General features: G+C 31.0%; 12 protein-coding genes and 2 pseudogenes. 11 read left to right on the top strand and 3 right to left on the bottom strand.

Annotation, left to right across the window (positions count from 1 at the left end; genetic code table 11):
- Nucleotides 1–155 precede the first annotated feature (155 nt).
- From addB to IDG45_RS09735, 4 genes are all read left to right on the top strand, one after another.
- Nucleotides 156–3,632 carry a helicase-exonuclease AddAB subunit AddB gene (addB, locus tag IDG45_RS09750; RefSeq protein ID WP_031927835.1) on the top strand — a complete coding sequence of 1,159 codons (3,477 nt, stop codon included), beginning with the start codon at nt 156–158 and terminating at the stop codon, nt 3,630–3,632.
- Nucleotides 3,633–7,286: a helicase-exonuclease AddAB subunit AddA gene (gene addA, locus IDG45_RS09745; protein WP_000154953.1), complete on the top strand. Its 3,654-nt coding sequence runs from the start codon at nt 3,633–3,635 to the stop codon at nt 7,284–7,286.
- Nucleotides 7,287–7,451: 165 nt separating this feature from the next.
- The gene (locus IDG45_RS09740; protein WP_000670751.1) at nt 7,452–8,354 is read left to right on the top strand and encodes a fumarylacetoacetate hydrolase family protein; all 903 of its coding nucleotides are present in this window, start codon (nt 7,452–7,454) and stop codon (nt 8,352–8,354) included.
- 325 nt (nt 8,355–8,679) lie between these two features.
- Complete coding sequence (locus IDG45_RS09735) at nt 8,680–9,069, top strand: YisL family protein (protein WP_000902813.1); 390 nt, start codon at nt 8,680–8,682, stop codon at nt 9,067–9,069.
- A 170-nt stretch (nt 9,070–9,239) separates the two neighbouring features.
- Here IDG45_RS09735 and IDG45_RS09730 read toward each other — a convergent pair whose 3' ends face one another.
- Nucleotides 9,240–10,556 carry a CoA-disulfide reductase gene (locus IDG45_RS09730; protein ID WP_206171609.1) on the bottom strand — a complete coding sequence of 439 codons (1,317 nt, stop codon included), beginning with the start codon at nt 10,554–10,556 and terminating at the stop codon, nt 9,240–9,242.
- A gap of 51 nt (nt 10,557–10,607) precedes the next feature.
- Nucleotides 10,608–11,432 (bottom strand): Cof-type HAD-IIB family hydrolase, encoded by an 825-nt coding sequence (locus tag IDG45_RS09725; RefSeq protein WP_001182436.1) that lies wholly within the window; start codon nt 11,430–11,432, stop codon nt 10,608–10,610.
- A 113-nt stretch (nt 11,433–11,545) separates the two neighbouring features.
- On the opposite strand from IDG45_RS09725, the gene IDG45_RS09720 reads away from it, so the two are divergent.
- From IDG45_RS09720 to clpB, 3 genes are all read left to right on the top strand, one after another.
- Entirely contained in the window at nt 11,546–11,854 is a 309-nt protein-coding gene (locus tag IDG45_RS09720) for a metal-sulfur cluster assembly factor (protein ID WP_000390575.1), read from the top strand.
- A gap of 579 nt (nt 11,855–12,433) precedes the next feature.
- The gene (locus tag IDG45_RS09715; protein WP_001044239.1) at nt 12,434–14,248 is read left to right on the top strand and encodes an acyltransferase family protein; all 1,815 of its coding nucleotides are present in this window, start codon (nt 12,434–12,436) and stop codon (nt 14,246–14,248) included.
- A gap of 201 nt (nt 14,249–14,449) precedes the next feature.
- Complete coding sequence (gene clpB / locus IDG45_RS09710; protein ID WP_000353944.1) at nt 14,450–17,059, top strand: ATP-dependent chaperone ClpB; 2,610 nt, start codon at nt 14,450–14,452, stop codon at nt 17,057–17,059.
- A 58-nt stretch (nt 17,060–17,117) separates the two neighbouring features.
- On the opposite strand, the pseudogene IDG45_RS09705 reads toward clpB, so the two are convergent.
- Nucleotides 17,118–17,985: pseudogene (locus tag IDG45_RS09705) on the bottom strand (LysR family transcriptional regulator).
- Between the two features lie 109 nt (nt 17,986–18,094).
- On the opposite strand from IDG45_RS09705, the pseudogene IDG45_RS09700 reads away from it, so the two are divergent.
- The 4 genes and pseudogenes from IDG45_RS09700 to IDG45_RS09685 all read left to right on the top strand — a co-directional run bounded on the left by IDG45_RS09700 (nt 18,095) and on the right by IDG45_RS09685 (nt 21,484).
- A pseudogene (locus IDG45_RS09700) lies at nt 18,095–19,249 on the top strand (LeuA family protein).
- Nucleotides 19,233–19,874, top strand: a complete 642-nt coding sequence (locus IDG45_RS09695; RefSeq protein WP_000404422.1) for an L-threonylcarbamoyladenylate synthase — start codon at nt 19,233–19,235, stop codon at nt 19,872–19,874. The pseudogene IDG45_RS09700 and the gene IDG45_RS09695 overlap by 17 nt, the downstream one beginning before the upstream one ends.
- Nucleotides 19,867–20,985 (top strand): MFS transporter, encoded by a 1,119-nt coding sequence (locus IDG45_RS09690; RefSeq protein ID WP_001037436.1) that lies wholly within the window; start codon nt 19,867–19,869, stop codon nt 20,983–20,985. Before IDG45_RS09695 ends, IDG45_RS09690 begins: the two co-directional genes overlap by 8 nt.
- Nucleotides 20,969–21,484 carry a YbhB/YbcL family Raf kinase inhibitor-like protein gene (locus IDG45_RS09685; RefSeq protein WP_000695346.1) on the top strand — a complete coding sequence of 172 codons (516 nt, stop codon included), beginning with the start codon at nt 20,969–20,971 and terminating at the stop codon, nt 21,482–21,484. Before IDG45_RS09690 ends, IDG45_RS09685 begins: the two co-directional genes overlap by 17 nt.
- The last annotated feature ends 238 nt before the right edge of the window (nt 21,485–21,722 follow it).

Here is a 21,722-nt window from a genome sequence, read left to right as displayed (position 1 = left end):
AAACAAATACAACATCGTTTGTCGGTTTTAATACTGATAAACGATGTTTTATTTTGTCAGTACCACAATAAAAGCTACGTTCGAAATGAACTTATAATAAATCAATCACAATCACTTTGTGTTAAAATATGTGTCAAAGGAAGTGAGGGTTTGTCATGACATTACATGCTTATTTAGGTAGAGCGGGAACAGGTAAGTCTACGAAAATGTTGACCGAAATAAAACAAAAAATGAAAGCAGATCCGCTTGGAGATCCAATCATTTTAATTGCGCCAACTCAAAGTACATTTCAATTAGAACAAGCCTTTGTCAATGATCCGGAATTAAATGGTAGTTTAAGAACAGAAGTGTTGCATTTTGAACGATTAAGTCATCGTATTTTCCAAGAAGTTGGTAGTTATAGCGAACAAAAGTTATCTAAAGCTGCAACGGAAATGATGATTTATAACATTGTTCAAGAACAACAAAAGTATTTAAAACTTTATCAATCACAAGCAAAATATTATGGGTTTAGTGTAAAATTAACAGAACAAATTCAAGATTTTAAAAAATATGCAGTAACGCCTGAACATTTAGAAAGCTTTATTGCTGATAAAAATATGCAAACTCGAACTAAAAATAAGTTAGAGGATATTGCTTTAATATACCGAGAGTTCGAACAACGCATTCAAAACGAGTTTATTACGGGTGAGGATGCATTACAATATTTTATTGATTGTATGCCGAAATCAGAGTGGCTAAAATGTGCTGATATATATATTGATGGTTTCCACAACTTTTCAACGATTGAGTATTTAATAATCAAAGGATTAATTAAATATGCGAAGAGTGTCACAATTATATTGACGACAGATGGTAACCACGATCAATTCAGTTTATTTAGAAAACCATCTGAAGTGTTACGACATATTGAAGAAATAGCAAATGAACTCAATATTTCTATTGAACGTCAATATTTCAACCAATTATATCGCTTTAATAATCAAGATTTAAAGCATCTTGAACAAGAGTTTGATGCACTTCAAATCAATCGAGTGGCATGTCAAGGTCATATCAATATTTTAGAATCTGCGACTATGAGAGAGGAAATAAATGAAATTGCACGACGTATCATCGTTGATATTCGTGATAAGCAATTACGATATCAAGATATTGCTATTTTATATCGTGACGAGTCTTATGCTTATTTATTTGATTCCATATTACCGCTTTATAATATTCCTTATAACATTGATACAAAGCGTTCGATGACACATCATCCGGTCATGGAAATGATTCGTTCATTGATTGAAGTTATTCAATCTAATTGGCAAGTTAATCCAATGCTACGCTTATTGAAGACTGATGTGTTAACGACATCATATCTAAAAAGTGCATACTTAGTTGATTTACTTGAAAATTTTGTACTTGAACGTGGTATATACGGTAAACGTTGGTTAGATGATGAGCTATTTAATGTCGAACATTTTAGCAAAATGGGGCGTAAAGCGCATAAACTGACCGAAGATGAACGTAACACATTTGAACAAGTCGTTAAGTTAAAGAAAGATGTCATTGATAAAATTTTACATTTTGAAAAGCAAATGTCACAAGCGGCAACTGTAAAAGACTTTGCAACTGCTTTTTATGAAAGTATGGAATATTTTGAACTGCCAAATCAATTGATGACAGAGCGAGATGAACTTGATTTAAATGGTAATCATGAAAAGGCGGAAGAAATTGATCAAATATGGAATGGCTTAATTCAAATCCTTGATGACTTAGTTCTAGTATTTGGAGATGAACCAATGTCGATGGAACGTTTCTTAGAAGTATTTGATATTGGTTTAGAACAATTAGAATTTGTTATGATTCCGCAAACATTGGACCAAGTTAGTATTGGTACGATGGATTTGGCTAAAGTCGACAATAAGCAACATGTTTACTTAGTTGGAATGAATGATGGTACGATGCCACAACCAGTAATTGCGTCAAGCTTGATTACAGATGAAGAAAAGAAATACTTTGAACAGCAGGCTAATGTCGAGTTAAGTCCAACATCAGATATTTTACAGATGGATGAAGCATTTGTTTGTTATGTTGCTATGACTAGAGCTAAGGGAAATGTTACATTTTCTTATAGTCTAATGGGATCAAGTGGTGATGATAAGGAAATCAGCCCATTTTTAAATCAAATTCAATCATTGTTCAACCAATTGGAAATTACTAACATTCCTCAATACCATGAAGTTAACCCATTGTCACTAATGCAACATGCTAAGCAAACCAAAATTACATTATTTGAAGCATTGCGTGCTTGGTTAGATGATGAAATTGTGGCTGATAGTTGGTTAGATGCTTATCAAGTAATTAGAGATAGCGATCAATTAAATCAAGGTTTAGATTATTTAATGTCAGCATTAACGTTTGACAATGAAACTGTAAAATTAGGTGAGACGTTGTCTAAAGATTTATATGGTAAGGAAATCAATGCCAGTGTATCTCGCTTTGAGGGATACCAACAATGCCCGTTTAAACATTATGCGTCACATGGTCTGAAACTAAATGAGCGAACGAAGTATGAACTTCAAAACTTTGATTTAGGCGATATTTTCCATTCCGTTTTAAAATATATATCTGAACGTATTAATGGCGATTTTAAACAATTAGACCTGAAAAAAATAAGACAATTAACGAATGAAGCATTGGAAGAAATTTTACCTAAAGTTCAGTTTAATTTATTAAATTCTTCAGCTTACTATCGTTATTTATCAAGACGCATTGGCGCTATTGTAGAAACAACACTAAGCGCATTAAAATATCAAGGCACGTATTCAAAGTTTATGCCAAAACATTTTGAGACAAGTTTTAGAAGGAAACCAAGAACAAATGACGAATTAATTGCACAAACATTAACGACAACTCAAGGTATTCCAATTAATATTAGAGGGCAAATTGACCGTATCGATACGTATACAAAGAATGATACAAGTTTTGTTAATATCATTGACTATAAATCCTCTGAAGGTAGTGCGACACTTGATTTAGCAAAAGTATATTATGGTATGCAAATGCAAATGATGACATACATGGATATCGTTTTACAAAATAAACAACGCCTTGGATTAACAGATATTGTGAAACCAGGCGGATTATTATATTTCCATGTACATGAACCTAGAATTAAATTTAAATCATGGGCTGATATTGATGAAGATAAACTAGAACAAGATTTAATTAAAAAGTTTAAGCTGAGTGGTTTAGTGAATGCAGACCAAACTGTTATTGATGCATTGGATATTCGTTTAGAACCTAAATTCACTTCAGATATTGTGCCAGTTGGTTTGAATAAAGATGGTTCTTTGAGTAAACGAGGCAGCCAAGTTGCAGATGAAGCAACGATTTATAAATTCATCCAACATAACAAAGAAAATTTTATAGAAACAGCTTCAAATATTATGGATGGACATACTGAAGTTGCACCATTAAAGTACAAACAAAAATTGCCATGTGCTTTTTGTAGTTATCAATCGGTATGTCATGTAGATGGCATGATTGATAGTAAGCGATATCGAACTGTAGATGAAACAATAAATCCAATTGAAGCAATTCAAAATATTAACATTAATGATGAATTTGGGGGTGAGCAATAGATGACAATTCCAGAGAAACCACAAGGCGTGATTTGGACTGACGCGCAATGGCAAAGTATTTACACAACTGGACAAGATGTACTTGTTGCAGCCGCGGCAGGTTCAGGTAAAACAGCTGTACTAGTTGAGCGTATTATCCAAAAGATTTTACGTGATGGCATTGATGTCGATCGACTTTTAGTTGTAACTTTTACAAACTTAAGTGCACGTGAAATGAAGCATCGTGTAGACCAACGTATTCAAGAGGCTTCGATTGCTGATCCTGCAAATGCACACTTGAAAAACCAACGCATCAAAATTCATCAAGCACAAATATCTACACTTCATAGTTTTTGCTTGAAATTAATTCAACAGCATTATGATGTATTAAATATTGACCCGAACTTTAGAACAAGCAGTGAAGCTGAAAATATTTTATTATTAGAACAAACGATAGATGAAGTCATAGAACAACATTACGATATCCTTGATCCTGCTTTTATTGAATTAACAGAGCAATTGTCTTCAGATAGAAGTGATGATCAGTTTCGAATGATTATTAAACAATTGTATTTCTTTAGCGTTGCAAATCCAAATCCTACAAATTGGTTGGATCAATTGGTGACACCATACGAAGAAGAAGCACAACAAGCGCAACTTATTCAACTACTAACAGACTTATCTAAAGTATTTATCACAGCTGCCTATGATGCTTTAAATAAGGCGTATGATTTGTTTAGTATGATGGATGGCGTCGATAAACATTTAGCTGTTATAGAAGATGAACGACGTTTAATGGGGCGTGTTTTAGAAGGTGGCTTTATTGATATACCTTATTTAACTGGTCACGAATTTGGCGCGCGTTTACCTAATGTAACAGCGAAAATTAAAGAAGCAAATGAAATGATGGTCGATGCCTTAGAAGATGCTAAACTTCAGTATAAAAAATATAAATCATTAATTGATAAAGTTAAGAGTGATTACTTTTCAAGAGAAGCTGATGATTTGAAAGCTGATATGCAACAATTGGCGCCACGAGTAAAGTACCTTGCGCGTATTGTGAAAGATGTTATGTCAGAATTCAATCGAAAAAAGCGTAGCAAAAATATTTTGGATTTTTCTGATTATGAACATTTTGCATTACAAATTTTAACTAATGAGGATGGTTCGCCTTCAGAAATTGCCGAATCATACCGTCAACACTTCCAAGAAATATTGGTCGATGAGTATCAAGATACGAACCGAGTTCAAGAGAAAATACTATCTTGCATCAAAACGGGTGATGAACATAATGGTAATTTATTTATGGTTGGAGATGTTAAGCAATCCATTTATAAATTTAGACAAGCTGATCCAAGTTTATTTATTGAAAAGTATCAACGGTTTACTATAGATGGAGATGGCACTGGACGTCGAATTGATTTGTCACAAAACTTCCGTTCACGTAAAGAAGTACTGTCAACGACAAACTATATATTCAAACATATGATGGATGAACAAGTCGGTGAAGTAAATTATGATGAATCAGCACAATTGTATTATGGTGCACCATATGATGAATCGGACCATCCAGTAAACTTAAAAGTGCTTGTTGAAGCGGATCAAGAACATAGTGATTTAACTGGTAGTGAACAAGAAGCGCATTTTATAGTAGAACAAGTTAAAGATATCTTAGAACATCAAAAAGTTTATGATATGAAAACAGGAAGCTATAGAAGTGCGACATACAAGGATATCGTTATTCTAGAACGCAGCTTTGGACAAGCTCGCAATTTACAACAAGCCTTTAAAAATGAAGATATTCCATTCCATGTTAATAGTCGTGAAGGATACTTTGAACAAACAGAAGTCCGTTTAGTATTATCATTTTTAAGAGCGATAGATAATCCATTACAAGATATTTATTTAGTTGGGTTAATGCGTTCCGTTATTTATCAGTTCAAAGAAGACGAATTAGCTCAAATTAGAATATTGAGTCCAAATGATGACTACTTCTATCAATCGATTGTAAATTACATTAATGACGAAGCAGCAGATACTATTTTAGTTGATAAATTAAAAATGTTTTTATCAGATATTCAAAGTTACCAACAATATAGTAAAGATCATCCGGTGTATCAGTTAATTGATAAATTTTATAATGATCATTATGTTATTCAATACTTTAGTGGACTTATTGGTGGACGTGGACGACGTGCAAATCTTTATGGTTTATTTAATAAAGCTATCGAGTTTGAGAATTCAAGTTTTAGAGGTTTATATCAATTTATTCGTTTTATCGATGAATTGATTGAAAGAGGCAAAGATTTTGGTGAGGAAAACGTAGTTGGTCCAAACGATAATGTCGTTAGAATGATGACAATTCATAGTAGTAAAGGTCTAGAGTTTCCGTTTGTCATTTATTCTGGATTGTCAAAAGATTTTAATAAACGTGATTTGAAACAACCAGTTATTTTAAATCAGCAATTTGGTCTCGGAATGGATTATTTTGATGTGGATAAAGAAATGGCATTTCCATCTTTAGCTTCGGTTGCATATAGAGCTGTTGCTGAAAAAGAACTTGTGTCAGAAGAAATGCGATTAGTCTATGTAGCATTAACAAGAGCGAAAGAACAACTTTATTTAATTGGTAGAGTGAAAAATGATAAATCGTTACTAGAACTAGAGCAATTGTCTATTTCTGGTGAGCACATTGCTGTCAATGAACGATTAACTTCACCAAATCCGTTCCATCTTATTTATAGTATTTTATCTAAACATCAATCTGCGTCAATTCCAGATGATTTAAAATTTGAAAAAGATATAGCACAAATTGAAGATAGTAGTCGTCCGAATGTAAATATTTCAATTGTGTACTTTGAAGATGTGTCTACAGAAACCATTTTAGATAATGATGAATATCGTTCGGTTAATCAATTAGAAACTATGCAAAATGGTAATGAAGATGTTAAAGCACAAATTAAACACCAACTTGATTATCAATATCCATATGTAAATGATACTAAAAAGCCCTCAAAACAATCTGTTTCTGAATTGAAAAGACAATATGAAACAGAAGAAAGTGGCACAAGTTACGAACGAGTAAGGAAATATCGTATCGGTTTTTCAACGTATGAACGACCTAAATTTCTAAGTGAACAAGGTAAACGAAAAGCGAATGAAATTGGTACGTTAATGCATACAGTGATGCAACATTTACCATTCAAAAAAGAACGCATATCTGAAGTTGAGTTACATCAGTATATCGATGGATTAATCGATAAACATATTATCGAAGCAGATGCGAAAAAAGATATCCGTATGGATGAAATTATGACATTTATCAATAGTGAGTTATATTCGATTATTGCTGAAGCAGAGCAAGTTTATCGTGAATTACCGTTTGTAGTTAACCAAGCATTAGTGGACCAATTGCCACAAGGAGACGAAGACGTCTCAATTATTCAAGGTATGATTGACTTAATCTTTGTTAAAGATGGTGTGCATTATTTTGTAGACTATAAAACCGATGCATTTAATCGTCGCCGTGGGATGACAGATGAAGAAATTGGTACACAATTAAAAAATAAATATAAGATACAGATGAAATATTATCAAAATACGCTTCAAACGATTCTTAATAAAGAAGTTAAAGGTTATTTATACTTCTTCAAATTTGGTACATTGCAACTATAGTATTTTGATTTTCAAAAGAATAAAAAATAATTTCGATTAAGTGCAAAGTCCTTGTAGCAGAATGAACACAACTCATTTTCAAAATTGTCTTACTTATTTATTTGTTATTTGATAACGAAAAAAGTTATAATGTGAATTAAGATAAAGATGAGGAGTTGAGAATGAATGAAATTCTTATCATTCAAGTATAATGACAAAACTTCATATGGCGTTAAAGTAAAACGCGAAGATGCTGTATGGGATTTAACACAAGTATTTGCTGACTTTGCAGAAGGAGATTTCCATCCTAAAACATTGTTAGCTGGTTTACAACAAAATCATACTTTAGATTTTCAAGAACAAGTACGTAAAGCAGTTGTAGCAGCAGAAGATAGCGGCAAAGCTGAAGACTATAAAATTTCATTTAATGACATTGAATTCTTACCACCAGTAACACCTCCGAATAATGTGATTGCTTTTGGTAGAAATTACAAAGATCATGCGAACGAATTAAATCATGAAGTGGAAAAATTATATGTATTTACAAAAGCAGCGTCATCTTTAACAGGAGATAATGCAACAATTCCAAATCATAAAGATATTACTGATCAATTAGATTATGAAGGTGAATTAGGTATTGTTATTGGTAAGTCGGGTGAAAAGATTCCAAAAGCATTAGCTTTAGATTATGTTTACGGCTATACAATTATTAACGATATCACTGATCGTAAAGCACAAAGTGAACAAGATCAAGCATTTTTATCAAAAAGTTTAACTGGCGGTTGCCCAATGGGTCCTTATATCGTTACTAAAGACGAACTACCATTACCTGAAAATGTAAATATTGTTACAAAAGTTAACAATGAAATTAGACAAGATGGTAACACTGGCGAAATGATTCTTAAAATTGATGAATTAATAGAAGAAATTTCAAAATATGTTGCACTACATCCGGGAGATATTATTGCAACTGGCACACCAGCAGGCGTTGGTGCAGGTATGAAACCACCTAAATTCTTACAACCAGGTGATGAAGTTAAAGTGACTATTGATAATATTGGAACGCTGACAACTTATATCGCTAAATAATTATCATTTAAAAAGCTAACCAGTCTTTATATAGATTGGTTAGTTTTTTCTTGCTTTTCTAAAAAGGTGTTATAAATCATTGTTTATAATGTTACCATTTTGAGACGAAAGTGAAATATGATATTAAGAAGTAGTTGATTATTTTACAGCAGATGCACAATATTCTAATAAGTAATAAAATGTCATGTTCTTCCTCTCAAATATAGAAGTGTGGTAAAATATGTATTTGTGTATGAACAAATAATGATTAAATTATAAGAAAGTGGGTATTTATCCCACGAAGTTTTAATTTAATAACTAAAATTATTAAAGTGGGGGAATTAATATGTTACATTTACATATTTTAAGTTGGGTATTAGCAATCATTTTATTTATCGCTACATACTTAAATATTTCAAAAAATCAAGGTGGTACGCCATATTTCAAACCATTACATATGGTACTACGATTATTTATGCTGTTGACGTTAATTTCAGGATTTTGGATATTAATTCAGTCATTTATGAATGGCGGGGCAAATCATATGTTGCTTACATTGAAAATGCTGTGTGGTGTTGCAGTAGTTGGATTGATGGAAGTGTCGATTGCTAAAAGAAAGAGACATGAACAAAGTCACACAATGTTTTGGATAACAATTGCATTAATTATCATCACAATGGTATTAGGTGTCATTCTACCGTTAGGGCCTATATCAAAATTATTCGGTATTGGATAATTGATAAGACATATAGTATATGACATAAGGCATGGACAATTATTAGTCCAAGACCTTATGTCTTTTTTGATTCTAAAAATGTTTAAACAAAAAAATGGACTGGATAGTAGTACCAGTCCAACATAATTCTAACCTAGAGAATTAAGATTAGATTGAATCGCATGATTCATTTATTTAGCTTTGTAACCAATCATATTGATTAAATCTTTAGGGTGGCTATATGGTGGTGCATAAGCCACTTCAAACTCAGTTAACTCATCTACAGTTAGCTGGTTCATCATTGCCATCGATAGAACATCAATCCGTTTATCTGCGCCTTCTTTTCCTACTGCAGCTGCTCTTAAAATCTGACGGTTTGAAGTGTCATAATATACTCTTAAGTGTAAAGGGGAATTTCCTGGGTAATAATTCGCGTGTGCACCTTGAGTGACTTCCACCATTTTATAGTCAAATTGCTTTAGTTCGTTTGGTTTAACGCCGACACTCGCAAATGTATAATCAAAGAACTTCACAATATTGTTGCCTAAGAAGCCTTTGAATTCAATAGTGTCATTTCCAGCAATTTGTTCGGCAACAATACTTGCTGCACGATGAGCGCCCCAAGCTAAAGGAACACTGGCCGGTAGATCGACATGTCGATAATGTGATGTTGCAATATCGCCTATTGCATAAATGTTTGGAACATTTGTTTCAAATTTATCGTTTACCTGTATGAAACCTTTTCGATCAAGTTTGATATTTGAACTTTCGATAAATTTTGAATTGGGGTGAGTACCGACACCTTCAATAATCATATCGTAATGTTCAACTTTTCCTGATTTAAATGTAATTTCATTTCCATTGATAACAACAATTTCCTCATTTAAACGGTATGGAATCTCCCGCTTATCTAATTCATCAAGTATAGGTTGATTCATGTCGGCATCCATTAATTTATTTATCTTATCAGATCGATGAATTAAAGTAGGGTGTAAACCACGTTCATAAAGATTTTCAAGAACTTCTAATGAAACATACCCTGCACCTACAACCAATACTTTATCAACTTGATTTGCTTTGATGAATTGATCGATAGCATCAGTGTCTTCTAAATTTCTAAGTGTAAATGTAATATCACTTTCAAAGCCAAGGCTATTTGCACTTGCACCAGGGCTTAATATGAGTTTATCGTAAGATTCTTCAAATTGTTCGTTGGTCTTTCTATTTAATACAGATACAGTTTGTCTTTCATCATTGATTGCAATAACTTCATGATAAGTTTTTACTGTAATTTGCTTTCTATCATAAAATTTTTCAGGTGTATATGCTAAAGCATATTTTCTATCTTCAACAACTTCGCCAATGACATAAGGCAATGCACAATTAGCAAAGCTCATATCACAATCTTTTTCAAAAATAATAATGTCACTTTCTTTATCTAAACGTCGAATTTGGCTGGCACATGTAGCACCGCCAGCGACTGCTCCGACTACGACTATTTTGGGCATCGTAACTTACCTCCTATTGTTTTAAAATATTATAAAATGATTAGTTATAAATTAACAGTAATATCTAATATTTAAATTAAAGAAATCATTCAAATATCGACCAATGCCATCTTCATTATTGTTGAATGTAATATTGTTCGCTACATCTTTAAGTTCTTGCAAACCATTTTCCATAGCAACACCATGGCGGGCGTACTCAATCATTTCTATATCATTATCTTCATCACCGAATGCAATAATATTATTTCGGTCAATATTTAAAAATTGTCTAACTTGTTCAATACCTCTTGCTTTATTAATACCAAGTTTTACAATTTCAATGACAGGGAATGGTGCGCCCCAGCGTCGATGCTCAATATGATCGGCATAAAAATGAGTAAGCATATTTTTGATTTCAGGTATTTTACTTTCTTCGGCTTCAATTAAAATTGAGGTAGGGGATTCTTTCAAGTGGACAAGTAAATTACCAGTTTGAATTCTTGGATTACCCATTGAAAAACCTTCAAATAATCTTGGATCATGATTGTTAATGAAAACATAATCTTTCACTTCTGCAATAATATTCGATACTTGATATTGTTGTAATCCTTGAATAATATTTTGTGCGATGCCTAAATCTAAAATTTCATGGCAAGTTTTGAAGTTTTTATCTTTAGGGTGATGTACGTAAGCGCCATTAAAATTAACAATTGGTGTCGTTAAATTTAATTCATGATAATACATTTGACTTGCACGATAAGGTCTGCCAGTCGCAATCATAATTTGGTGTCCACGTTGTTGTAATTCATTTAATACTTGTTTAGTATATGATGAAATTTCTTTGTTATCGTTTAATAATGTTCCGTCTAAGTCTAGACATATTAAATGTGGTTGCATATCTCTCTCCTCATAAGTTGCTTAGTTCATATAGATACATCATAGCATTTTATTGGCGTTTTGTCGGATATTTGATATATTATGAATAATATGACATTAAAGAGGTGATATGGATGGAAGAGGCATTGAAAGATAGTATCTTAGGTGCATTAGAAATGGTAATTGACCCTGAATTAGGAATTGATATAGTTAATTTAGGTTTAGTATATAAAGTGAATGTTGATGATGAAGGCGTATGTACAGTTGATATGACTTTAACATCAATGGGATGTCCAATGGGACCTCAAATTATTGATCAAGTTAAAACAGTATTAGCAGAGATTCCTGAAATTCAGGATACTGAAGTGAATATCGTATGGAGTCCGCCTTGGACAAAAGATATGATGTCACGTTACGCTAAGATTGCACTTGGTGTGAGCTAACATAAACTTGCATTGCTTGTAGAAATTGGAAATCCAATTGGGGCTCCGCTCCCAACTTGCATTGCCTGTAGAATTTCTTTTCGAAATTCTCTGTGTTGGGGCCCCGCAGTCAATATAACATTGTAGAGTATAATTCATTGTGAATAAGCTCCCTTCAAAGTAGACATTGAAGGGAGCCTTATTTACGTTCAAGGTTCTGATTTTATTTTGAAAATTTATATCTAACTTGTTTCAAAAAATATGAACTAAGACAGTGACTCGCACTTCTAAGAGTGCACAATTCATTTCCTAGTTGAATATTTTATTTAAAATTTCTATAATAAATTGAATTTATATTACAGTTATATTACAATGCATAATACTTCATAGTTTTTAAGTTACCGAGTTGCATTACAAATTGGATTTCGAAGTAAGAATCATCATTGGTAATTTTTTAATTTAACAGTATTTTAGTCAATATGATTTTGATGATGTCGTAATTCAATAATATACATATGCATTTCAATATTCTTTTAAACAGCATAACTAAATTTAATTAAGCATCTAAGAAGAACAGTTTTAAAAGGGAAGAATGCAAAAATGAACAAAACAAAGGGTTTTACAAAATATAAGAAAATGAGATATATGCCAGGGCTCGATGGTTTGAGGGCAATCGCTGTTCTAGGAATTATTATTTACCACTTAAATAAGCAATGGTTGACAGGTGGCTTTTTAGGTGTGGATACATTTTTTGTGATCTCTGGTTATTTAATTACAAGCTTATTACTCAAAGAGTATGATGACACAGGTATCATTAAATTGAAAAGCTTTTGGATACGTCGTTTAAAACGTTTATTACCAGCAGTCATAGTTTTATTAATGGTTGTAGGGACAGCAACCTTATTATTAAAATCAGATAATATCATTAGGGTTAAACATGATATTATTGCTGCGATATTTTATGTATCAAATTGGTGGTATATAGCAAAAGATGTTAATTATTTTGAGCAATTTTCATTTATGCCATTAAAGCATTTATGGTCTTTAGCAATTGAAGAACAGTTTTACATATTTTTCCCAGTTATTTTGGTTACATTATTGTTAACAATTAAAAAGCGATACAAAATAGGATTTACTTTTTGGGGAGTATCTATAATTTCTTTAGGGTTAATGATGTTTATCTACAGTATTAATGGGGATCATTCACGAGTGTATTTTGGAACAGATACAAGATTACAGACATTGTTACTGGGTGTTATTTTAGCTTTTTTATGGCCACCGTTTAAATTGAAAAATGATCCACCTAAAGTTGTAAAATATGTTATTGATAGCATAGGTAGTTTATCATTTATAGTACTTATATTATTATTTTTCATTATTAATGATGAGACGAATTGGATATATGATGGAGGTTTCTATTTAATATCCATATTAACGTTATTTATTATTGCCAGTGTCGTTCATCCATCTACATGGATAGCGAAGATATTTTCAAATCCAGTGTTAGTATTTATCGGGAAAAGATCTTACAGTCTATATTTATGGCATTTTGCAGTAATTAGTTTCGTACATAGTTACTATGTAGACGGACAGATACCTGTATATGTGTACTTTATAGATATAAGTTTAACAATTATATTTGCAGAGCTATCATATCGCTTTATAGAAACTCCATTTAGAAAAGAAGGTATTAAAGCTTTAAATTGGCGACCTTCTTATATACCACAATTTATAAGAATGGCAATTGTAGTAACCTTGTTAATTCCATTTATGTTGATTTTAGTAGGTGCATTCAATAAATATGGTAAAGACATTATAGGAGAAAAAGCGAATAGCTTTGATACCACTATTGAAGATAATTATTTAATGCGGATAGCACCAATTGATAACATTCACATTGATGGCTTAGTAAGTGAGAAGAAAAAGGAATCTTCCGACGTATATAATAATATTAAACCTCTTTTAATCGGTGATTCAGTAATGGTTGATATCGGTGAGTCATTTAAGTCATCAGTTCCTAAGTCTAGAATTGATGGAAAAGTAGGGCGTCAATTGTATCAAACCTTACCTTTAGTTAAAGCGAATTATTCACAATATAAAAAATCATCTGATCAAGTTGTATTAGAATTAGGTACAAATGGCGACTTTACTGTCAAACAGCTCGACGATTTACTTAATCAATTTGGAAAAGCCAAGATTTATTTAGTTAATACACGTGTTCCAAGAATTTATGAGGCAAATGTAAATCGATTATTAGCTGACGCGGCGAAACGAAAGTCCAATGTCACATTAATTGATTGGTATAAGCGATCACAAGGACATAGTGAATATTTTGCACCAGACGGTGTACATTTAGAGTACAAAGGAGTCCTAGCTTTAAAAGATGAAATATTAAAAGCACTTAAAAAGAAATAACATATGTTTAATAAGTCTAGTTAATGTGTAACGTAACATTAGCTAGATTTTTTTAATTCAAAAAATTATTTACAAATATTAGGAAATTTAAGTGTAAAACAGTTGATAAATGATTATATTGGGACTATAATATAATTAAGGTCAAAGAAAGTCAAAGTCAAAAGTGCACTTGACCAACTCTACAAATTAGAGGTGAAATTAATGGATATAAATAAAATGACATATGCTGTTCAAAGTGCTTTACAACAAGCAGTTGAACTGAGTCAGCAACATAAATTACAAAATATAGAAATCGAGGCAATTTTAAGCGCTGCCTTAAATGAAAGTGAAAGCTTATATAAAAGTATTTTAGAACGAGCAAATATTGAGGTAGATCAATTAAACAAAGCTTATGAAGACAAACTAAATACGTATGCATCTGTAGAAGGTGACAATATACAATATGGTCAATATATTAGCCAACAAGCAAACCAATTGATAACTAAGGCTGAATCATACATGAAAGAATATGAAGATGAATATATTTCAATGGAGCATATTTTACGTTCGGCAATGGACATTGATCAAACAACAAAACATTATATTAATAATAAAGTAGAAGTTATCAAAGAAATTATTAAAAAAGTAAGAGGGGAAAATCACGTGACATCACAAAATCCAGAAGTTAATTACGAAGCATTAGCTAAATATGGCCGCGACTTAGTAGAAGAAGTTAGACAAGGTAAAATGGATCCTGTTATAGGAAGAGATGAAGAAATTCGAAATACGATTCGTATTTTAAGTCGTAAAACTAAAAACAACCCTGTGCTCATTGGTGAACCAGGTGTTGGTAAAACTGCAATTGTTGAAGGATTAGCGCAGCGTATAGTTAAGAAAGATGTGCCAGAATCATTATTAGATAAAACTGTTTTTGAGTTAGATTTAAGCGCATTAGTAGCGGGCGCTAAATATCGTGGTGAATTTGAAGAGAGATTAAAAGCAGTCCTAAAAGAAGTTAAAGAGTCTGATGGTAGAATTATATTATTTATTGATGAAATCCATATGCTTGTAGGTGCTGGTAAAACAGATGGTGCCATGGATGCAGGCAACATGCTAAAACCAATGTTAGCACGAGGAGAGTTACATTGTATTGGTGCAACAACTTTAAATGAATATAGAGAATATATTGAAAAAGATTCGGCATTAGAGCGTCGTTTCCAAAAAGTAGCAGTTAGTGAGCCTGATGTTGAAGATACAATTTCAATTTTACGTGGTTTAAAAGAACGATATGAAGTGTATCATGGTGTGCGTATTCAAGATAGAGCCTTAGTTGCTGCCGCTGAATTGTCTGATCGTTACATCACTGATCGTTTTTTACCAGATAAAGCGATTGATTTAGTTGACCAAGCATGTGCAACAATTCGTACGGAAATGGGATCAAATCCAACTGAATTGGATCAAGTTAATAGACGTGTTATGCAATTAGAAATTGAAGAAAGCGCACTTAAAAATGAATCTGACAATGCGAGCAAACAGAGATTACAAGAACTACAAGAAGAGCTTGCCAATGAAAAAGAGAAACAAGCAGCACTTCAATCTCGTGTAGAATCAGAAAAAGAAAAAATAGCAAACTTACAAGAAAAACGTGCGCAACTAGATGAAAGTAGACAAGCGTTGGAAGATGCACAAACAAATAACAATTTAGAAAAAGCAGCTGAACTACAATATGGAACAATTCCTCAATTGGAAAAAGAACTTAGAGAATTAGAGGATAATTTCCAAGATGAGCAAGGTGAAGATACAGATCGAATGATTCGTGAAGTTGTAACAGACGAAGAAATTGGCGATATTGTCAGCCAATGGACAGGCATACCAGTTTCAAAATTAGTTGAAACAGAACGTGAAAAATTACTTCACTTAAGTGATATCTTGCATAAACGTGTTGTAGGTCAAGATAAAGCGGTTGACCTGGTTTCAGATGCAGTAGTTAGAGCAAGAGCAGGTATTAAAGATCCAAACAGACCTATTGGTAGTTTCTTATTCCTAGGTCCAACTGGGGTAGGTAAAACTGAATTAGCTAAATCATTAGCTGCATCATTATTTGATTCTGAAAAACATATGATTCGTATCGATATGAGTGAATATATGGAAAAACATGCAGTATCAAGATTGATAGGGGCACCTCCAGGATATATTGGACATGATGAAGGGGGTCAATTAACTGAAGCGGTTCGTCGTAATCCATACTCAGTTATCTTATTAGATGAGGTTGAAAAAGCGCATACTGACGTCTTTAATGTATTATTGCAAATTTTAGATGAAGGCCGTTTAACTGATTCTAAAGGACGTAGCGTTGATTTTAAAAATACTATTATTATTATGACAAGTAATATTGGATCTCAAGTTTTATTAGAAAACGTAAAAGAGACTGGTGAAATTACAGAATCAACAGAAAAAGCTGTTATGACAAGTTTAAATGCATATTTCAAACCAGAAATTTTGAATCGTATGGATGACATCGTATTATTTAAACCTTTATCTATTGATGACATGAGTATGATTGTAGACAAAATATTAACGCAATTAAATATAAGATTACTAGAACAACGAATCTCAATTGAAGTTTCTGATGATGCTAAAGCTTGGCTAGGTCAAGAAGCTTATGAACCTCAATACGGTGCAAGACCATTAAAACGTTTTGTACAACGCCAAATTGAAACACCATTAGCACGTATGATGATTAAAGAAGGATTCCCAGAAGGTACAACGATTAAAGTTAATTTAAATTCAGACAATAACTTAACGTTTAATGTTGAAAAAATTCATGAATAAAATTGAACCAAGAATGTGATGATTAATCGCATTCTTGGTTTTTTAGATTTGAAATTTATTATAATTGTTCATTGGCAATATACTTTTTAAATGATTTAATAAACACCAATATTTCTGGGCTTTCTTTTTTGCTGTATATATGTAAATGAAATAGGTGCTTGTAAAATTTTCGTGTTAATAACCGAAATATTGTAATCACTATTTGTTGTTATATAAAGAGGCAGGAATGATATACCTTGATTCATTTCGATTAATTTAATTGAAGTATGCACATCATTGATAGATAGAAATTGTGCTTTTTCATAAATATTTAAAATATTATTTTTAAGTGATGACCAATATTCTGGATGGTTATCACTTATTATTTTGTATTTTTCAAATAAAGATGCCTCAGTTAGAAGATGATTATTCTCTTTATTGGGAGCAATCAATACAATTTTACCTTCGCATACTTTTTCAGAATGAACTTCTCTTAGTTTAGGTTGATTTCTGCTAATCCCGATGTCATACGTATGATTATTAATATCTTTTTCAATATTTTCATTTTTGACATGAAGAGAAACATCGATAAAAGGATGCTCGTTAAAGAATGATTTTAAAAATTTGGGCATAATGAATGTCGCGATATATGAAGACACGACAACATTTAATTTCGATTGAAACATCGTTTTTTTAAGTTGGATATGTTTGATGCCACTTTCATATTGTTCAATAAAACTTTGCGCAATTGGAAGAAATGTATGACCATCTTCAGTCAAGATAATTTGATTTTTATAAGTTTCAAATAGTTTCACATTGAGATGTTGTTCTAAATTTTTAATTTGCTTATGTATAGAAGGTATAGTGAGATTAATTTCTTCACTAGCTAATCGATAGTTTAACGTCTTCGCTAAAATGACAAATGTATAGTACCAATCCAAATTCATGAACTTACCTCTTTCAAAAAAGTTAATAATTCATTAGATAATATTTAATTTTTATTGCATAAAAATAATATTAATATTATATCAGAGGTTATCGAGGGGGTGAAGTAATATGATTCGAATTCAAGATAATACAATAAGGGATGGTATGCAACAAAGTAATGTTCGAAAAAGTCTATTTATAAAAAAAGAAGTATTGAAACAAATTAACAAGTTAAATATAAATTCTGTTGAAGTAGGCATGTGTACTACTATCGAGGATGAATTTAATATTCATCAATTCAGAGACATTTTAAGCCCTGAAAAAGAATTAGTAGTATTGACTAGGCTTAATGAAAAAGAAATAAAAAAAATAGTCAAATTGAAAATTCATAATTTAGTGGTAAAAATACTATTGCCAATATCTGACTTGCATATAAAAGAAAAGCTTAATTTTTCAAATAAATATTATATTCAGAAAATCAAAGACTGCTTGGATATATTAAAGAAAGATAAAAAAGGAGTAGATATTTGTTTTGAAGATGCAACAAGGACTTCTAGAGAAAAATTGAAAGAATACATGGAAATTATTTCAAAATATCAAGTTAGAACAGTTACATTTGCGGACACTGTAGGATGTTCGACACCATTAGAATACGGAGATATTTTTAATTACTTTGTAAAAAAATATTCTAACATAATTTTTTCTGCTCATTGTCATAACGATCTAGGGTTGGCTACTGCAAATACATTAGCTGCAATTTTAAATGGTGCAAAGCAAATAGAAACTACATTTTTGGGAATTGGTGAGAGAGCGGGTAATGCTCCTATTGAGGAAATAATTACTATTTTGACAAAAAAACAAATAGAAAGTACGGAATTCACTTTACCCGACGTATATAAAACTAGTATTAATATTTCTAAAATTCTTGATTTTCAAATATCAGAAAACAAACCTATAATTGGTGAAAATATATTTAAACATGAACCAGGAATTCATCAAGATGGTACTAAAAAAATATAAATATGTATCAATATGTATCAATATTTAGTTCCTAGTGATTTAGGATTGAAAAATTCACAAGTTGTTCAGTTTCCAATAAGTAATATTTCTAGTAAGAAAATCTTGCACAATAAATTTAAATCAATAGTTAACACTGAAGAAATTGATGAAAATATTTCTTTCTATAAACTTGTGAACAAGTTTTCACCTGAAGTAGCACCTGAAGATACAGTGGATTTACTTCAGATAATAAAAAGGAGGAGTAAAGATGGAAATTTTAAATGATTCTGTAAAAAGTTTTGAAAAACTTTATTTACAATTACAAGATGGTTTTCCAGTGATTGTTCCTACTGATACTAATTATAATTTATGTAGTTTACCTAACAACGATCTTTGTATCGATAAAATATTTGAATATAAAAAGCGATCGAAAGATAAGCCATTATCATTATTTATTGATAAGCCAGAGGATTGGAAATTGTATGGAGATAATCAAAATACGGAAATAGTTGATAAACTAGTTGAAATATTTTGGCCTGGACCATTAAATATTATTTTAAAAAATAAAACAAGCTATAATTATATGCTCAATAATTCAGATAGTATAGCTATAGGATGTGTACAAAATAAAACGATGAGAAGATTTATTTCATATATTAATTCACCTATAGCAATTACTTCAGCAAATATCTCTGGAACTGCCGATGATATTTTAATAACTGAAAATGAAGCAATTAAGCACATGGGCGAAAATGTAAGATATATGCTAAGAAGTCAAAATAAAACTAACTATAAAACATCTAGTACGATTATTAAAGTGACAGATAATAAAATTGAATTATTAAGAGAAGGAGATATAAAGTTTGAAGAAATAAAAGAAAGACTAGGTACAGGTATTATTTATGAATAAGTTAATACTTGGGATTTATTTATACCGAATTTTTTCACGAGCATACTTTTATTTACCGTTTTTATTAATTTACTTTTTGATTCAAGGTTATTCCATAATACAATTAGAAATATTAATGGCGTCTTATGGCATTGCAGCATTTTTATTCTCTCTATACAAAGAGAAGTGTTTTAAAATTTGTAACTTAAAAGATTCTAATAAATTAGTTGTTAGTGAAATATTCAAAATCATCGGTTTATTGTTGTTATTATATCAAAATCAATATTTAATTTTAGTAGTGGCACAAATATTATTAGGGTTAAGTTACTCAATGATGGCGGGTGTTGATACAGCAATAATTAAAAGAAATATAACAAATGAGAAATACGTACAAAATAAGTCAAATAGCTATATGTTCCTATCATTATTAATTTCAGGGATTATAGGTAGTTATCTTTATGGAATAAATATTAAATGGCCTATAATAATGACTGGTATATTTTCAATTCTAACAATTATAATTATTCGATGCACATTAGTTGAAAATAGGGAATTAAATTTAATAGGAGAAACAAAGGGAAAGATAAAGAAATTTCTACCGGAAGAGAAGTTTTGGATATTGCATTATTCTTTTTTAAGAGCGTTAATATTAGGATTTTTTATAGGATTTATTCCAATTAATATATATAATGATTTAAAACTGAATAATTTACAATTTATTTCAGTATTAACTTGTTACACAGTTATGGGTTTTGTATCTTCACGTTATTTAACTAAATACTTGAACTATAAGTTTGTGTCAGAAATTTGTTTAGTAATATTTTTAATAATATATACATATCAAAGTTTCATAGCAGTTACTATTTCTATGATATTTTTAGGTATTTCTTCAGGGTTAACTCGTCCACAAACTATAAATAAACTTTCTAGCAGTAGTAACTTAAGAGTGATGCTTAATTATGCAGAAACGTTATATTTTATTTTTAATATCGCATTTTTACTTATGGGTGGTTACTTATATACAATAGGAACTATTCAATACTTAATATTATTTATTTCGTTATTAATTTTTATATATTTAATAATAATATTTTATTTTACAAGGAGAGAGCAACATGAAAATAAAAACTGAATTTAAAGGGAACAATATACCATATGAATACGCAGCAGGTGCAGATGTGAGTGATTCTATTAACGGGAATCCAATTAAATCATTTCCATTTGAAGTAACTGAATTACCGGAAGGGACTAAATATCTTGCTTGGTCTTTAATTGACTATGATGCAATTCCTGTGTGTGGCTTTGCATGGATTCATTGGAGTGTAGCTAATGTAAGTGTTAGTGGCAATTCAATTTCTATAAAAGCAGATTTATCAAGAACAAAGGGTGACTATGTACAAGGTAAAAATAGCTTTACTAGTGGGTTGTTGGCTGAAGATTTTTCAGAAATAGAAAATCACTATGTAGGACCAACACCACCTGATAAAGATCATCAATATGAATTAACTGTTTATGCGTTAGATCATTCTTTAAATTTGAAGAATGGGTTCTACTTGAATGAATTTTTAAAAGAAGTAAATCAACATAAAATTGATCAAACAAGTATTAACCTTATAGGAAGAAAAATTTAATACTAAATATCTCATCAATATAAAATTGTTCAATTAAAAGTACGAAGAAACAAGGGATTTAATTTATATATTAGGTACGGCGTTCGCTATAATGCAAAGAAGTAATTAAATTTAAGAAATGTAAACTTAGTTATTGTAATGTGAATTTATTCGAAAAAATAGAAAGTATTAACAATTATAGCTTTTACATTAATTAAAATTAATTTTTAAAAACAAGTAAACAATTTACATACTTATA

Source organism: Staphylococcus sp. EG-SA-10 (assembly GCF_017151945.1).
Lineage (GTDB): Bacteria > Bacillota > Bacilli > Staphylococcales > Staphylococcaceae > Staphylococcus > Staphylococcus aureus.
The sequence above is the reverse complement of the archived record's forward strand: the minus strand, read 5'-3'. Positions and strand labels throughout refer to the sequence as shown.

What these genes read in the sequence shown, in the direction of transcription:
- IDG45_RS09740 (WP_000670751.1), top strand. Translation starts at nt 7,452, where the DNA reads ATGAAATTCTTATCATTCAAGTATAATGACAAAACTTCATATGGCGTT.
- addB (WP_031927835.1), top strand. Translation starts at nt 156, where the DNA reads ATGACATTACATGCTTATTTAGGTAGAGCGGGAACAGGTAAGTCTACG.
- IDG45_RS09725 (WP_001182436.1), bottom strand. Translation starts at nt 11,432, where the DNA reads ATGCAACCACATTTAATATGTCTAGACTTAGACGGAACATTATTAAAC.
- IDG45_RS09695 (WP_000404422.1), top strand. Translation starts at nt 19,233, where the DNA reads ATGGAAATTTTAAATGATTCTGTAAAAAGTTTTGAAAAACTTTATTTA.
- clpB (WP_000353944.1), top strand. Translation starts at nt 14,450, where the DNA reads ATGGATATAAATAAAATGACATATGCTGTTCAAAGTGCTTTACAACAA.
- IDG45_RS09715 (WP_001044239.1), top strand. Translation starts at nt 12,434, where the DNA reads ATGAACAAAACAAAGGGTTTTACAAAATATAAGAAAATGAGATATATG.
- IDG45_RS09685 (WP_000695346.1), top strand. Translation starts at nt 20,969, where the DNA reads ATGAAAATAAAAACTGAATTTAAAGGGAACAATATACCATATGAATAC.
- IDG45_RS09735 (WP_000902813.1), top strand. Translation starts at nt 8,680, where the DNA reads ATGTTACATTTACATATTTTAAGTTGGGTATTAGCAATCATTTTATTT.
- IDG45_RS09720 (WP_000390575.1), top strand. Translation starts at nt 11,546, where the DNA reads ATGGAAGAGGCATTGAAAGATAGTATCTTAGGTGCATTAGAAATGGTA.
- IDG45_RS09730 (WP_206171609.1), bottom strand. Translation starts at nt 10,556, where the DNA reads ATGCCCAAAATAGTCGTAGTCGGAGCAGTCGCTGGCGGTGCTACATGT.
- IDG45_RS09690 (WP_001037436.1), top strand. Translation starts at nt 19,867, where the DNA reads ATGAATAAGTTAATACTTGGGATTTATTTATACCGAATTTTTTCACGA.
- addA (WP_000154953.1), top strand. Translation starts at nt 3,633, where the DNA reads ATGACAATTCCAGAGAAACCACAAGGCGTGATTTGGACTGACGCGCAA.